Annotated in this window: 17 protein-coding genes; 13 read left to right on the plus strand and 4 right to left on the minus strand. The window is 32.6% G+C overall.

Annotated features, from left to right (window positions below):
- The first annotated feature begins 17 nt into the window (after window positions 1–17).
- From galA to QMG60_RS13820, 5 genes are all read left to right on the plus strand, one after another.
- On the plus strand, window positions 18–2,840 hold the full coding sequence (galA, locus tag QMG60_RS13800; RefSeq protein WP_281865300.1) for a beta-galactosidase GalA: 2,823 nt from the start codon (window positions 18–20) through the stop codon (window positions 2,838–2,840).
- 171 nt (window positions 2,841–3,011) lie between these two features.
- Window positions 3,012–3,881: a helix-turn-helix domain-containing protein gene (locus QMG60_RS13805; protein WP_281865301.1), complete on the plus strand. Its 870-nt coding sequence runs from the start codon at window positions 3,012–3,014 to the stop codon at window positions 3,879–3,881.
- A gap of 192 nt (window positions 3,882–4,073) precedes the next feature.
- Entirely contained in the window at window positions 4,074–4,490 is a 417-nt protein-coding gene (locus tag QMG60_RS13810; protein ID WP_281865302.1) for a cupin domain-containing protein, read from the plus strand.
- Window positions 4,491–4,517: 27 nt separating this feature from the next.
- Window positions 4,518–4,925, plus strand: coding sequence for a cupin domain-containing protein (locus tag QMG60_RS13815; protein ID WP_281865303.1), 408 nt, complete (start codon window positions 4,518–4,520; stop codon window positions 4,923–4,925).
- Between the two features lie 153 nt (window positions 4,926–5,078).
- Window positions 5,079–6,131 (plus strand): NAD(P)-dependent alcohol dehydrogenase, encoded by a 1,053-nt coding sequence (locus QMG60_RS13820; RefSeq protein ID WP_281865304.1) that lies wholly within the window; start codon window positions 5,079–5,081, stop codon window positions 6,129–6,131.
- A 158-nt stretch (window positions 6,132–6,289) separates the two neighbouring features.
- Here QMG60_RS13820 and QMG60_RS13825 read toward each other — a convergent pair whose 3' ends face one another.
- Entirely contained in the window at window positions 6,290–6,877 is a 588-nt protein-coding gene (locus QMG60_RS13825) for a DUF4142 domain-containing protein (RefSeq protein WP_057118371.1), read from the minus strand.
- Window positions 6,878–7,001: 124 nt separating this feature from the next.
- Window positions 7,002–7,802: a hypothetical protein gene (locus tag QMG60_RS13830; RefSeq protein ID WP_281865305.1), complete on the minus strand. Its 801-nt coding sequence runs from the start codon at window positions 7,800–7,802 to the stop codon at window positions 7,002–7,004.
- Between the two features lie 323 nt (window positions 7,803–8,125).
- Between QMG60_RS13830 and QMG60_RS13835 the strand changes: the two genes are divergently transcribed.
- The 4 genes from QMG60_RS13835 to QMG60_RS13850 all read left to right on the plus strand — a co-directional run bounded on the left by QMG60_RS13835 (window position 8,126) and on the right by QMG60_RS13850 (window position 10,484).
- Entirely contained in the window at window positions 8,126–8,365 is a 240-nt protein-coding gene (locus tag QMG60_RS13835; RefSeq protein ID WP_281865306.1) for a Rho termination factor, read from the plus strand.
- Between the two features lie 41 nt (window positions 8,366–8,406).
- Complete coding sequence (locus QMG60_RS13840) at window positions 8,407–9,504, plus strand: DNA topoisomerase IB (RefSeq protein WP_134141698.1); 1,098 nt, start codon at window positions 8,407–8,409, stop codon at window positions 9,502–9,504.
- An 80-nt stretch (window positions 9,505–9,584) separates the two neighbouring features.
- Complete coding sequence (locus QMG60_RS13845; protein ID WP_082586828.1) at window positions 9,585–9,746, plus strand: DUF1328 domain-containing protein; 162 nt, start codon at window positions 9,585–9,587, stop codon at window positions 9,744–9,746.
- Between the two features lie 90 nt (window positions 9,747–9,836).
- Window positions 9,837–10,484 (plus strand): DUF5661 family protein, encoded by a 648-nt coding sequence (locus QMG60_RS13850; protein WP_281865307.1) that lies wholly within the window; start codon window positions 9,837–9,839, stop codon window positions 10,482–10,484.
- A gap of 67 nt (window positions 10,485–10,551) precedes the next feature.
- Here the strand turns inward: QMG60_RS13850 and QMG60_RS13855 are convergent, their stop codons facing one another.
- Window positions 10,552–11,085, minus strand: a complete 534-nt coding sequence (locus QMG60_RS13855) for a hypothetical protein (protein ID WP_281865308.1) — start codon at window positions 11,083–11,085, stop codon at window positions 10,552–10,554.
- A gap of 189 nt (window positions 11,086–11,274) precedes the next feature.
- On the opposite strand from QMG60_RS13855, the gene QMG60_RS13860 reads away from it, so the two are divergent.
- From QMG60_RS13860 to QMG60_RS13870, 3 genes are all read left to right on the plus strand, one after another.
- Window positions 11,275–11,847, plus strand: a complete 573-nt coding sequence (locus QMG60_RS13860; protein ID WP_057118365.1) for a ferritin-like domain-containing protein — start codon at window positions 11,275–11,277, stop codon at window positions 11,845–11,847.
- 67 nt (window positions 11,848–11,914) lie between these two features.
- The gene (locus tag QMG60_RS13865; protein ID WP_281865309.1) at window positions 11,915–12,646 is read left to right on the plus strand and encodes a DNA-formamidopyrimidine glycosylase family protein; all 732 of its coding nucleotides are present in this window, start codon (window positions 11,915–11,917) and stop codon (window positions 12,644–12,646) included.
- Window positions 12,643–13,356, plus strand: a complete 714-nt coding sequence (locus tag QMG60_RS13870; protein ID WP_281865310.1) for a DUF72 domain-containing protein — start codon at window positions 12,643–12,645, stop codon at window positions 13,354–13,356. The genes QMG60_RS13865 and QMG60_RS13870 overlap by 4 nt, the downstream gene beginning before the upstream one ends.
- Before the next feature lie 109 nt (window positions 13,357–13,465).
- Here QMG60_RS13870 and QMG60_RS13875 read toward each other — a convergent pair whose 3' ends face one another.
- The gene (locus QMG60_RS13875) at window positions 13,466–13,966 is read right to left on the minus strand and encodes a pyridoxamine 5'-phosphate oxidase family protein (protein ID WP_057118362.1); all 501 of its coding nucleotides are present in this window, start codon (window positions 13,964–13,966) and stop codon (window positions 13,466–13,468) included.
- A gap of 192 nt (window positions 13,967–14,158) precedes the next feature.
- Between QMG60_RS13875 and QMG60_RS13880 the strand changes: the two genes are divergently transcribed.
- Window positions 14,159–14,590: a response regulator gene (locus tag QMG60_RS13880; RefSeq protein ID WP_057118361.1), complete on the plus strand. Its 432-nt coding sequence runs from the start codon at window positions 14,159–14,161 to the stop codon at window positions 14,588–14,590.
- Window positions 14,591–14,592: the final 2 nt, after the last annotated feature.

Raw genomic sequence — 14,592 nt, forward strand, 5'->3', positions numbered from 1 at the left:
TACTAACCACATTATTTATGAAAACTATTTCTATAAGAGGAATCCTGATTTATTGTATGTTTTTAATCTCTTTTCATGCTTTGGCACAAAATAAAACAGGAAGGGAATTAATTTTAATAGATAAAGAATGGAAGTTTTCGTTTGGACATTTATACGATACAAAAAAAGATTTCGGACATGCAGAAGGCTACTTTTCCTATTTAACCAAAACAGGATTTGGCGATGGTCCTGCTGCAAAAGATTTTGATGATCGTGCTTGGAGAAAACTCGATTTACCTCACGATTGGGCGGTGGAGCAGCCTTTTAGCGAAAGCGCGAGTTTCAGTCATGGATTTAAAGCGGCAGGTAAAAATTTCCCTGAAAAAAGTATCGGCTGGTACAGGAAAAAAATCACCATTCCAAACGAAGATCTCGGACGAACTATTTCATTAAAGTTTGATGGTGTTTTTAGAAACTCAAAAGTATTTTTTAATGGATTTTATTTAGGAACAGAACAAAGTGGTTACAATGGTTTTGAGTATGATGTAACGGCTTATGTTAATTATGGTGGAGAGAATACGATTGTGGTTCGAGCAGATGCTTCAATGGAAGAAGGCTGGTTTTATGAAGGTGCAGGAATTTATAGACACGTTTATCTGCAGAAAACAAATCCGGTTCATGTAGTTACAAACGGAACTTACATAACTTCTGAACTCAAAAATAACAATGCCTCGGTTAGTGCAGATGTTGCAATTGAAAATAAAGGAAATTATAAAGGATCAATTGAAATTTCTCAAACAATCTTTGATAAAAAAAATAAACAGGCTGCTACTTTTACTGAAAGTATATTGGCTCCTGAATTTTATAAAACAATAACACATAGCACAAAACTTCATGTCGAAAATCCGCTTTTGTGGGATATTGATTCTCCCAATTTATATCGTTTGGTAACTCAAATCAAACAAGATGGAAAAATTATAGATAGTTATGAAACGCCTTTTGGAATCAGAACTATTGAATTTAATGCAGAAAGTGGATTTTTTCTAAATGGAAAACCTTTAAAATTAAAAGGAACAAACAATCATCAAGATCATGCGGGAATAGGGACGGCGCTTCCAGATGAAATTCAGTATTATAGAATTAAAAAACTGAAAGAAATGGGCTCTAATGCGTATCGTTGTTCGCATCATCCGCCAACTCCTGAATTACTGAAAGCCTGTGACGAATTGGGAATGCTGGTTATTGATGAAACTCGTTTAATGGGAATCAACGATTATCATTTGAATGATTTACAGCGAATGATAGAACGTGACCGCAATCATCCGAGTATTTTTTGCTGGTCGGTTGGAAATGAAGAATGGAATATTGAAGGCGGTATAGTTGGGGAAAGAATAACAAATGTGATGCAGAGTTTTGCCAAAAGTATCGATCCTACAAGACCAGTGACGGTGGGAATAAGCAGCGGTTTTAAAAGCGGTATTTCTTCTGTAGTAGAAATTATGGGTTATAATTATCTCGGAAATGGAGATATTGACGCGCACAGAAATCAGTTTAAACAACAGCCTGGAATGGGAACGGAGGAAGGTTCTACTTTTGCAACCCGAGGAATTTATTTTACAGATGATGCCAAACACTATCAAAGTGCTTATGATAAAAAACCGCGTCCGACTTTTTACAGTATTGAAGAAGGCTGGAAATTTTATGCCGAGCGACCTTATTTGGCTGGAGTATTTTTTTGGACGGGTTTTGATTACCGTGGCGAACCAACACCTTATGGCTGGCCGTCTGTAACCTCGTATTTCGGAATGATGGATGTCTGTGGTTTTCCAAAAGATAATGTTTTTTATCTGAAATCCTGGTGGAGGAAAGAACCTGTTTTACATCTATTACCGCATTGGAATTGGACTGGGATGGAAGGAAAAGAAATTGATGTCTGGGCATATTCAAATTGCGATGAGGTAGAACTTTTTCTAAACAAAAAAAGTCTCGGCAAAAAGAAAATGGAGCAAAATGGACATCTGGAATGGAAAGTAAAATATACGCCTGGAACTCTGGAAGCAATAGGTTATAAAAATGGAAAAAAACTATTAACTGAAATCCAAAAAACCACTGGAAAGGCAGAAAATGTAAAATTGTCTTTAGATAAAGAAAACGTTTTGAAAGGAAATGTATCTGTTGTAACTGTTGAAGTTACAGATAAAAACGGTTTACATATTCCAACAGCAAATGATGAATTCAGTTTTTCTATAAAAGGCGGAAAAATTTTGGGTGTAGGAAACGGTGATCCAACTTCTTTAGAAAGCGATCAATTTATTGATGACATTTCTTTTTCTGCAATAACTAATTTTATGGAACAAAAAGTTGAAAGTTCATCTCTTCCTAAGGAAATGACCAACTATGACGAAAGTAAATGGACAGAAGCTTTTAAAGAACGTGATTATAAAAAACAGGCACCATCGTATATTTATAAAGGAGAATTTGAATTGAAAAATAATGCATCTTCAAATGTTGTGAGTTTCTTTTACAAGAAAATAGGAGTAGAGACAGTAGTTTTTGTTAATGGAAAAAAAGTAGAACCAAGTACAGAAGATCCTCAAAAATATACTTTGAATACAGCTATTTTGAAAGAAGGTAAAAACACAATCCATATTGCTGCAACACCGTTACAAAAAGTAAAAGACTGGGACGTTATGAACACAGATCCTGGAATTATTCAAGTAATTACGCCAGCAGCACCTTGGGAAAGAAAGCTTTTCAACGGATATGCACAAATCATTATCCAAAATGACGAAAATGCAAAAGAAGTTATTTTAACCGCTTCCGCGAAAGATTTACGAGCAGGGAGTTTGAATCTAAAATAAATTCTCTCGCAGATTTTGCAGATGACACAGATTATTAAAAATTAAATCTGCTTAATCTGCGAGCAAAAATAACTTAGCGACTCTTGTGTTTAAACCTGAAACCTGAAACTTGAAACCTGAAACAAAAAAAAATAATAAAATAATATTGTTTGATTTTCATAACTTTGCAAAATGAATAATCAGACAGAAACTCAGAATTGCGATTTTACTTCAGATTTAAAACTAAAAGGTTTTAAAGTATATCAGATAAATGGAGATCAAAGTAAAATTCCCGTTTACAGTCGCAGGGATTTTTATAAAATCTGCATCAATACTAGTAAAAGCATCATACAATATGCTGACCGTGGTATAGAAACCGACGGAACGATTCTGTTTTTTGGAAATCCGATTATTCCATATTCATGGGAAACAGTTTCAGAGGGATATGAAGGTTACGCCTGCGTTTTTACAGAAGAATTTTTGAAAGCAAAAGACCGTTCAGAGACACTACACGAATCACCGTTATTTAAAATAGGAGGAACCCCGATTTTTTCTTTAAATGCTGAACAAAAGGTGTTTATAGATTCTTTATTCCAAAAAATGATCAAGGAATATGAAACAGATTATGTTTTTAAAGACGATTTGATGCGCAGTTATATTAATTTGATTATTCACGAATCGATGAAAATGCAGCCTTCAGATAATTTCTTTAAACATAAAAATGCTTCTTCCAGAATAACCTCTTTGTTTTTAGAATTGTTAGAAAGACAATTTCCGATAGAAACAAAAAACGAACCTTTAGCATTAAAAACACCGCAGGATTATGCGCAAAGTCTTGCTGTGCATGTTAATCATTTAAATCGTTCGGTAAAAGAAGTTACAGGAAAACCGACAACAGCCCATATTACCGAAAGAATTATAAACGAAGCAAAGGCATTATTACAGCATACAGACTGGAGTATTTCAGACATTGGTTACTCACTTGGATTTGAATATCCGAGTTATTTTAATAATTACTTTAAAAGGCTTACAGGAACAGTTCCGAAATCACTTCGAATGTAAATTGTTTCAATTTCATAATTTTTTGTTTGAATATTGTTATTTCTAAGAAGCATTATTATCCTAATTTTGCCCTTGAAATTACAGTATTAATCATTTATCAGTTTTAACGACTAAATAAATACTTCATAAAGCGCCTTCTAGCTTTCCAAAATTTAGTTTCCTGATTCTGATAATTCCAAAACAAAGAAATTTATGAAAACATCAGATAATCCATATAATGACGCCATTTTCCCTAAAGGAGATTTAGCACCTTCAGAATATTTTACAGGAAACGCATGGGTTAAAATGCTTGTTCCAAACGATGAAGTTTTAAATACTGCCGTTGGAAATGTTGTTTTTGAAGCCGGTGCAAGAAACAATTGGCACACACATCCCGGCGGACAAATTCTTATTGTCACACACGGAACAGGATATTATCAGGAAATTGGAAAACCAATTCAGTTATTGCAGGTTGGAGACGTTGTAAACATTCAGCCCGAAATAAAACACTGGCACGGCGCGTCTCCCGAAAGTGAATTTACACATATCGCCATCAGCACCAATACTGCAAAAGGAATTGTAGACTGGCAGGAACCCGTTACAGATGAAGAATATAACAGTTATCAATAAAATTAATCTCAAAAAATAACTAAATTTATGTCAACAAATTATGCAGCCGTTATCGAAGAAGGAAAAGTCCCGAGCACATATATGACGGGTGACGTTTCCTATAAAAAACAGAGCAGTGATATTCATCCTGAAAATACTGTTATTAAGGAAGTTACTTTTGAGTCTTGTGCTAGAAGTAATTGGCATAGTAATGCAGGTCTGCAAATGCTAATTGCAAAAGAAGGTACAGGCTATTACCAAGAAAGAGGAAGTGCCGTTCGTAAACTTCAAAAAGACGAAGTAGTTACAATTTTACCAGGAATAGAACATTGGTACGGAGCAACTCCGTTTGAAAAGTTCTCTTATGTTGCGATCATCACAGAAGTGGATAAAGGCCACGGAGTATGGTTAGAAAAAGTAACTGATGGAGAGTATTTTCTTTTAAGCAGTCACTAGGTTAAGGGGCTAAGGTTCTGAGATACTGATAGTATAAGTTTTTTATCTTAATAAAGAAAATTTCCCTTGTGTACTTTGCGTAAATCTTAGAGCTCTTTACGTGTAAACCTGAAACCTGAAACTTCAAACTTGAAACAAAACAAATAAAAAAATATGGAAACAAAAAATATAAAAGCCTTTGGTACTGAGGCTGCTGAAGAACCATTGCAGACACTTGATATTAAACGCCGTGAAGTACTTGCCCACGATGTAGAAATTGAAATTTTATACTGCGGAATCTGTCATTCAGACTTACATTCTGCTAGAAACGAATGGCACGGAACTATTTATCCAATTGTTCCAGGTCACGAAATTGTTGGTCGTGTAACTAAGGTTGGTGATCACGTAAAGAATTTTAAAGTCGGTCAATTGGCTGGAGTAGGCTGTATGGTTGATTCTTGCAGAGAATGCGAACATTGTAAAGAAGGTTTAGAGCAATTTTGCGAGCCAGGAAATACATTGACTTTTAATTCTCCTGACGTTCATTTAGGCGGACAAACTTTTGGAGGTTATTCTCAAAGTATTGTTGTCGATGAAAATTATGTATTGCATATTTCAGATAAATTAGATCTTGCTGGTGTTGCACCTTTACTATGCGCTGGAATCACAACTTATTCTCCTTTAAAACACTGGAAAGTTGGTCCAGGCCAAAAAGTAGGAATCGTTGGTATTGGCGGTTTAGGACATATGGGAATCAAATTGGCAAAAGCTATGGGCGCTCATGTGGTTGTTTTCACTACTTCATTATCTAAAACTGAAGATGCAAAACGTCTTGGAGCAGATGAGGTTGTTTTGTCTACAGACGAAGAACAAATGGCGCAGCATGCGAAAAGCTTAAACTTTATTTTAGACTGCGTTTCTGCAGAACATAATATCGATGCTTACTTAAGTTTACTTAAAGTTGATGGAACGCTTACTTTGGTTGGTGCGCCTATGGAGCCGCTTCCTGTAACTTCTTTCAGTCTTCTTTTAGGAAGAAGAAGTTTCGCAGGTTCAAATATTGGCGGTATCGCTGAAACTCAGGAAATGCTTGATTTCTGTGCAGAACATAATATTACTGCAGATATCGAATTAATTGGTGTAAACGAAGTAAATGACGCTTACGAAAGATTACTAAAAGGAGATATTAAATATCGTTTTGTGATTGATATGGCTTCTTTAAAATAAATAAGTTGCTAAGGTTCTAAGATTCTAAGGCGCTAAGTTTTTTTCTTAGAACCTTAGAATCTTAGTCTCTTAGCAACTTAAATAAAACGCAAAACCCCTTAAGCAATTCAACTCTTAAGGGGTTTTTTAAAAATAAATAATAACCAATTAAATTTATTTTACTTTTTGTCTAGGTTTTGTTTCAACAATTTAGCATGTTCTAAATGTGCAGTTAAACCCGCAATATTGTTAGATGCCCAAGTTTTTACATCTTCGTCGTGAGCATCTTTAGTAGCGTCTTGAAGTTTTTTAATCGCTTTTTCGTGACCATCGATCATCATGTCTGCGAATTTTTTGTCAAAGTCAACTCCTGTTTTTTCATTCAATTTATTGTATTCTTCTTGACCTTCTTCAGTCAAAGAAGTTGGTAATGTAAAGTTTTTAGCTTTTGCTAATGCACTTACTTCAGAAGCAGATTTAGTGTGCTCATCAACAAGCATTTTACCAAATTTTTTCACTTCTGCGTTAGTACTTTTAGTTTGTGCCAGTTTACCTATTTCGATTTCAGCTAGATTAATTTCCGCTTGATCTACTAAGAACTCAGAATCATCTTCTTTGCTATCAATAGAATCAAATTTAGCCTCGTTTGCATCCTCAGCAACTTCTTTTGGATCTTCTTGTTTAGTTTCGTTTTTACAAGATTGAAGGAATAAAATAATTAATCCTGCTCCTAAAATGGCTTTTCCGGCTAATAGTAACTTTTTCATGATTTTAATAGTTTAATGTTATAATGTAAAATTATTGAGAAGTTACAGCAATGTCTTACAGGATTTTTAGAGATTGTTATATGATTTGGATGCTGAGTATTTTTTGAATGAAAACAATTATATTTTACCAATCTCGATTCTTATCAATTATTTCATTTGATTCTAAATCATTCAGTCCAAAGCTTATTGATAATTTTACTATTTGATCAACCAAACTTTCAGCTTCAATAGTTGTTATAAACTGCAGTTTTTCATTTAACTTATTAAGTGCGACAATACATTTCTTTAATGCCTTTCGAGTATCTTTTGTTTGACTATCTAGTTCAAAAGAGGTTAAAATTTTCTCTGTTTTTATAATTGCATCAGCTTCAACATATTCAAGCCATTCATTAAAATATTTTGGGAGTATTTCTTTCGTCTTTTCATTTTGTTTCTCTTCATCCTGAATAAGTCTGCTGTAAATCCAATTTATATCGTCAGGCGAATGAGAGATTGTAAAACCTTTTTCATCAGATATATTTCGAGAAGGCAAGGTAAACTCTCGAAGAATTACGGGCTCAAATTTATTTGTAACATATGTGTTTCCAAAATAAACGAATTTATATTTTTTATGTTTGGCGGAATCTATTCGTCCATCTTTTACTTTGATTTCTGGAATTTCATTCCAATGGCTTACATATAAAATAGCTTTTTTAGGCTTAGATTTTATCTGATACACTCTATTTAAATCTAATTCCTCAATTGTTTGTGGGAGTTTAGAAAAAGATTTTTCAAATACTGCCATGAAATAGCCATAATTATATTGCCCATTATTATATGGAGATGGTAAGTTGGTTGTTATATGAATTATTTGCATAAAGAAAAACTTTCTATTTATTTGAGTATAAAATAGATCTCCAACTTTTGGATTTTTTATTGAATTCATTGGACTTATTTTAAGAAATGATTTAATTGCAAATTTAAACTGTATGCAAATCGTATTATTTCTTTTAAAGTCATAATTGTATTAGGATAAGTCTAAAAGGAAAGAAGAATTATGAAAATGTTAGAAATTCCAAGAATTGGGATTTTTTTTTTTGAAAATTAAATCAAATCCAACAATTAACAGCTTATAATTAATAATTCACAATTATCCATAACCTTAATTATGAAATTTCTAACCAAAATTCTATAACGAATTTCTTTAACTTTTAAAAGAACTTTGAATTATGAGATTTAGAAAATGTTAAACCTTAAAAATATATAGTCATGCCAGATGCACGAATTAAAAATGAAGAACAATATGAGGCGCTTGTAAAAAAGGGATATAGCAAAGAAAAATCTGCTAGAATTGCCAATATGCCTCATGCAGGAAAAAAAGGTGGTGAAGCAAAACCTTATGAAGAATGGACGAAAGAAGAACTTCAAAAACAAGCCAGTAAAGTTGGCATAGAAGGAAGATCTTATATGAATAAAAAAAGTCTAATTGATTCTTTACGAAATAATTAAAAATTGATTAAAACGATCCCAGTGATAAATAATTAAATACCATGAATGCAGCGGCCAAAAAAGAAGTTTTAATGAATCAGTTAATTAAGACTCCACATTTAGTGATTGAAAAATTAGATTTGGAATATATTAATGATCATCAGCTGACAATTGTTCGATGTCGTGAAGGAGAAAATTTCGTTTACAAAAAAAATGGAAGATCTCTAAAAAATAAAAACGAAATAAAAAGAATTAATAGTTTGGTGCTTCCGCCGGCATGGGAAAATGTTCGAATTACAGATGTTACAAACGGACATTTACAGGCTGTTGGAATAGACCTTAAAAATAGAAAACAATATCGCTATCATCCAAAATGGAATCTGCTTAGAAACCAAACTAAATTTTACAAAATTGCTGAGTTTGGAGCTAAACTTCCAGCTATTAGAAAACAAGTTGATATTGATTTAGAAAATAAAGAATGGTCGAAAGAAAAAGTTATTGCTTTGGTCATTCGTTTGATGGAAGAGACTCATATTAGAATTGGAAATGAAAAATATGCCAAAGACAATAAATCATATGGGCTTTCAACTTTAAGAAAACGTCATATTAACATCAATAGAAATTCGCTTCGATTTGAATTTGTCGGCAAAAAAGGCAAGCAGCATACGATTACAACCAGAAACAAACAATTGATAAAACTGGTAAGCCGATGCGAAGAAATTCCAGGCTGGGAAGTTTTTAAATATTACGATAAAAACGGAGAAAGAAAAGTACTTGACAGCCATATGGTAAACGAATATCTGCATAATATTTCAGGTGAATATTTTAGTGCAAAAGACTTTAGAACATGGGCAGCGTCAATTATTTTCTTTGAAAGCTTAATGGAAATCGGCGTTACTTCTGATGAAAAAGAAGCTAAAAAAAATGTGGTTACCGCATTTGATTTAACGGCAGAAGCATTAGGAAACACTAGAAAAGTCTGTAAAGATTATTACGTTCATCCGCTTTTAATTTCGACTTATGAAGATGGCTCGATTCAAAAGTATTTTGATTTAGCTAAAAAAAGCCGAAGTACGAGAAAGTATTTTACGAAATCAGAAATTGCATTTTCTGAGTTAATCCAAAATTATGAGATTAATTTAGAATCGTCATGCAGTTAAAAAATAGAGTTACAGTATCTCTTAAAAGCTGAAAAGTTTGAAAAACAAACAAAATCATTATTAACTAAAAAACTATTATTATGTTACGTTGGACAGTCACATTTATTATTCTAGCCATAGTGGCGGGAATATTTGGTTTTGGTGGAATCGCCGCTGGAGCCGCAAGTATCGCTAAAATTTTATTCTTTATATTTTTAGTCTTATTCGTTATTTCATTAATCAGCGGAAGAACGAGAGTTTAATAAAAATATCAGTAAATAAAAGAACAAAAAAACGACACAGTTATTTTTATAATGTGTCGTTTTTTGCAGTTTCAAAAAAAAATAACAGTCATGGGAACAAAAAGCGGCGCTTACCAAGATGTCTATATTAAAAGAGAAGATGTAATGGTAAGTTTGAAAAATGATGTTACAGATTTTTGTGAAAAATATATAAAACCGGTTCATCCTGAAAATTGGGATTGGTCGGTTCGAGATTTTGATAATCCGGAAAATGATCCTACGGTTGCAGAGGCCAGAGCAATTGCAAATGTAGTTTATAAAGATTTAAGTGACAGCACACAAACTGACGTAGATCTTTCGACTATGAATAATGTGCATGCCATAAAAGCCTATTTGGATCCGAATAGCAAATACGAAGCTTTTAACATGGAAGAATTTGCTTTTGCCTTAAAAGTAGAATTGGAACATGGCAAAATTAAAGATGTCAATGTTACCAATAATCATCCTTTTTTAACGGCCATGATTGCACTTGCACACATGACCGAAAGTCTCACTTATTACAAAAGATTAAAAGTGATGGAAGCAGAGGGAGAAATCTATGAAATTTTAAGAAAATTGGAACATTCGACAATTGAAAAAGAAAAATGGTATAAAGAATTGGGTAAAGCTGAAGAAGAACTCAATGAAGCGAGAGCTGGACTAGCAGAACGTCTGGCTAAAATGGATGATATTCCAGTATTGAAAATTATTGGAGATTAGTTGAATTTTAAACTCAAAAAAACCGTTAAGTAATTAACGGTTTTTATTTTTTTAGAAGCAGAGAAATTTACAATCGGCGTGGATCGTTTTGCGGATATTCTGGTTCTTCTTCCTGAACATCATCTTCAATATAATCGTTGTCTTCATCGTCTTCGTCTTCATCGTCAATATCTTCCAAATCGTCTTCGGTTTCATTAAAGTCGTTTTCAAAAGTATCGGCAGGATTATCGAATTCGTCATTTTCTACTTCTTCATCAAGATCTTCTTCAACATATTCGTCCTCATCTTCTTCATCTAAATCATTTTCATCTTCTAAAATAACTTCAAAGACATCATCATTGTCTTCAAGATCTCTATCGGTATGAAAATCATCATTAAGATCGTCTAAATCGTCATCATATGCTTGATCTGGATTTGGTCTGTCTGGGTTATATCCATCTCTAACTGTATAACCGCGTTCTGCATCTTCTGCTCGGCTTTTCTGAGTTTCTTTTGTATTTAAGTCATAAAGTTCCTCATTCATTACAGTATTTCTGTCTGAACTATTAGGGTTTCCTGGATCTCGAGGAAAAGTACCGTTTGTTTTATCTGTAGTATTCATGATATTGAATTTTAGTAATTTATATATACAAATCTAACGCCTATTGCCCTGCCTTGTTTTATAGGATTATTTAATGTAATTGTATAATTAACAGATGCTTAGAATGAAATTTATATTTAAAATAGTATAACCAGTCTGATTCTGCAGGCAGTACTTTTATGATGTTATTAATTATAAAAAATCATTACCATGAAAACTACAGATAGTAAAAACAATACCTCTAAAAAAGAGACAATCGAAAGAGGAGTAACAAAACCAAAATCAAACGCAGCTTCTGGATTAACTGAATTATTTGAAGACAGTTTAAAAGACATTTATTGGGCTGAAAAAGCTTTAACTAAAGCCTTGCCAGTTATGCTTAAAAATGCATCGTCTGTTGAATTGAAAGATGCTATTGACAACCATTTAACAGAAACAGAAGAACAAATTTCACGTTTAGAAGAAGTTTTTAAAATTATAGGTAAAAAAGCCACAGCAAAAAAATGCGACGCTATGGAAGGTTTGATCGAAGAAGCAAAAGGATTGCTTGAAGAAACCGAAATTGGAGTAGTGCGAGATGCGGCAATTATTGCCGCGAGTCAAAAAATTGAGCATTACGAAATTGCAACTTATGGTACTTTAAGACAGTTTGCAGAAACACTTGGTCTGCCAGAAGCGGCAACTTTGCTGGAACAAACTCTTGATGAAGAAAAAGGAGCAGATAAAATACTGACGGAAGTCGCTGTAAATGCTGTAAATCTTGAAGCAGCAGAAATTGAATAAGCAATAAGAATGTACTCAAAGTGCAGTTTTCGGACTGCACTTTTTAGTTTAATTAAAAATAAATTTTATGCCCGAAGGTCCGTCTATAGTAATTTTAAAAGAAGAGGTACAGCAATTTACAGGAAAAAAAGTAATTTCTGTTTCTGGAAATACCAGTATAGATATTTCTCGCCTAAAGGATAAAACCATTAATGATTTTAAAACTTGGGGAAAGCATTTTTTAATATGTTTTGACTCTTTTACGGTTAAGATTCATTTACTGATGTTCGGAACATACAGAATCAACGAACGTAAAGTATCACAGCCCAGATTGAGTTTAGGTTTTGATGATGGCGAAATAAATTTTTATACCTGTTCGGTAAAAATATTAGAAGGAAATATCAACTCTCATTACGATTGGAGTGTAGATGTGATGAATGATGACTGGAATCCGAAGAAGGCACAAATTAGTCTAGAAAAAATGTCAGACAAAATGATCTGCGATGTTATTCTAGACCAAGACATTTTTTCTGGAGTTGGTAATATTATAAAAAATGAAGTTTTATATCGCTGCTACATTCATCCAGAATCAATTGTTGGAAAAATTCCACCAGAAGAAATGAGTCAGATTATTGCTGAATGCTCAACATACAGCTTTGAATTTTTATACTGGAAAAAGAAATTTGAACTCAAAAAACATTGGGAAGCTTATACAAAATCAGTTTGTTTAAGATGTAATCTTCCATTTCATAAAAAACAGACAGGAGAACGAAAACGAAGAAGTTTTTTCTGCACTAATTGTCAAAAAAAATATACATGAAAAATAAAGTATTAATAGGATGTTCCAGTTTTTATAACAGCTTTTGGAAGAACATTTTTTATCCGCAAAATCTGCCATCCAAAAATTGGTTTGATTTTTATTGCCAGCATTTTAACACATACGAATTTAATGGTAGTTTTTATAAATTTCCTACTCTTAGAATTTTTCAAAACTGGTACGATAAAACCCCAGAATCTTTTTTGTTTTCTATTAAAGTTCCAAAAGAAATTACGCACATCAAAAAGTTACAGGATTGTGAAGGTCTTTTAAATGATTTTTACAATGTTTGTAAATCTGGTATGAAAGAGAAACTCGCTGTTATTTTATTCCAATTTCCTCCCAGTTATGCTTATAGCAAAGAGAAATTAGAAAATATAATAGGCAGTCTAAATTATGAATTTGAAAATGTGATCGAATTTCGTCACGAAAGCTGGTGGAATGAAGAAGTATGGAATTCGTTCAAAGAAAACAAAATTACGTTTTGCAGCGTTAATCATCCGGATCTTCCTAAAACAATTTTCAAGGATTTTCCATTGGTTTATGTACGATTTCATGGTGTTCCTAAAATGTTTTATTCCAGTTATTCGACAGAAGAATTAGAAGCAGTAAGTAATAAATTAGATTCGAAAAAAGGATTTGTTTATTTTAATAATACTGCGAGTGAAGCAGGTATATTAAATGCATTAGAATTAAAACGAATGAATACTTAGATATTAATTATAAAAAAATTAGCCACAGAGTAAAGAATTATAGATTTTTGAAATCCTAGTAATCTTTGCTCTGTGGCTAAATTTTTTTTGTATGAAATAGAATAGAAAACTATAGTTTCAAAGTTCCTTCAATTCCATCATCCATTGTTTTTCCAGTTACAAACGCTGCAGTCATTTTAGCAATAGCTACGATTTTACCGTTTTTATTATTCCAGTAGTATCCATCTTCAGGAACTACTTTAATTACACTTAAATTCGGATCATCTTCGCCGCCTGGCATCCAGACTTTAACAATTGGGTCGTACAATTCTTTAATAGTTTCTCTATCATACTGGATCGTTGCTGTTCCATGAAGGGTTAAAAATTTATCATGCGGTTCAGCAAAAAATAATTCCACCATTGGATTTAAAGAAATTTCAGCATTATGACTGCTGTTTCGATCTGATAAAAACCAAAGGTTTCCTGAATCATCAATTTTTTGAACAGACATAGGTCTCGACTGCAGTCGGTATTCATTGTAAGTACAAAACATGCATGTTTTAATATTCTCTGCAAGATCTTTTATTTTATCTACTGCAAATTCATCTGTAAGGTCTTTATGATCGCCCATAACGTTATATTTTAAGTTTGTATTTGTTTAATTTCATACTAGTAAAATTGGTTATTTTTATCTTTTTAGGCTTATATAATTAAACTTATAAATTATGAGATTTCAATTTATATTTTTGTAAGAATAAATACTCATATTGATTGTTTTGCAAAAATGCTTATATTTGAGTATTAAAATCATACTCGAAAAATAATGACAAACTATACTATCTTTTATACTGATGATGACGAAGATGATTTAAGCATTTTTGCTGATGCAGTAGAGTCAATAAAGCAAAAAATCACACTTCAGACTTATACTGGAGGAGAAAAATTATTGGATGCTATTTTTAATCCGCCGCCAACACCGCACGTTGTTTTTCTGGATTTAAATATGCCTGGAAAAAACGGTTTTGAAGTTTTAGAAGAAATTAGAAGTTCCGAGGATAAAAAAGATATCCCAGTAGTAATTTATTCTACATCAAGTGAGCCCAGCATTATCGAGAAATGCCGAAATCTTGGAGCGAATTGTTTTATAACCAAGCCCGTTTTAATGAGTGATATTATAAAATCAATAGAGCACGCGATAAGTATAAATTGGAAGCAGTTTGTGCCAAATAAAACCAATTTTGTTTTCAAATATTGATT

Origin of the sequence: Flavobacterium sp. GSB-24 (assembly GCF_027924665.1) — a bacterium.
Classification (GTDB): Bacteria; Bacteroidota; Bacteroidia; order Flavobacteriales; family Flavobacteriaceae; genus Flavobacterium.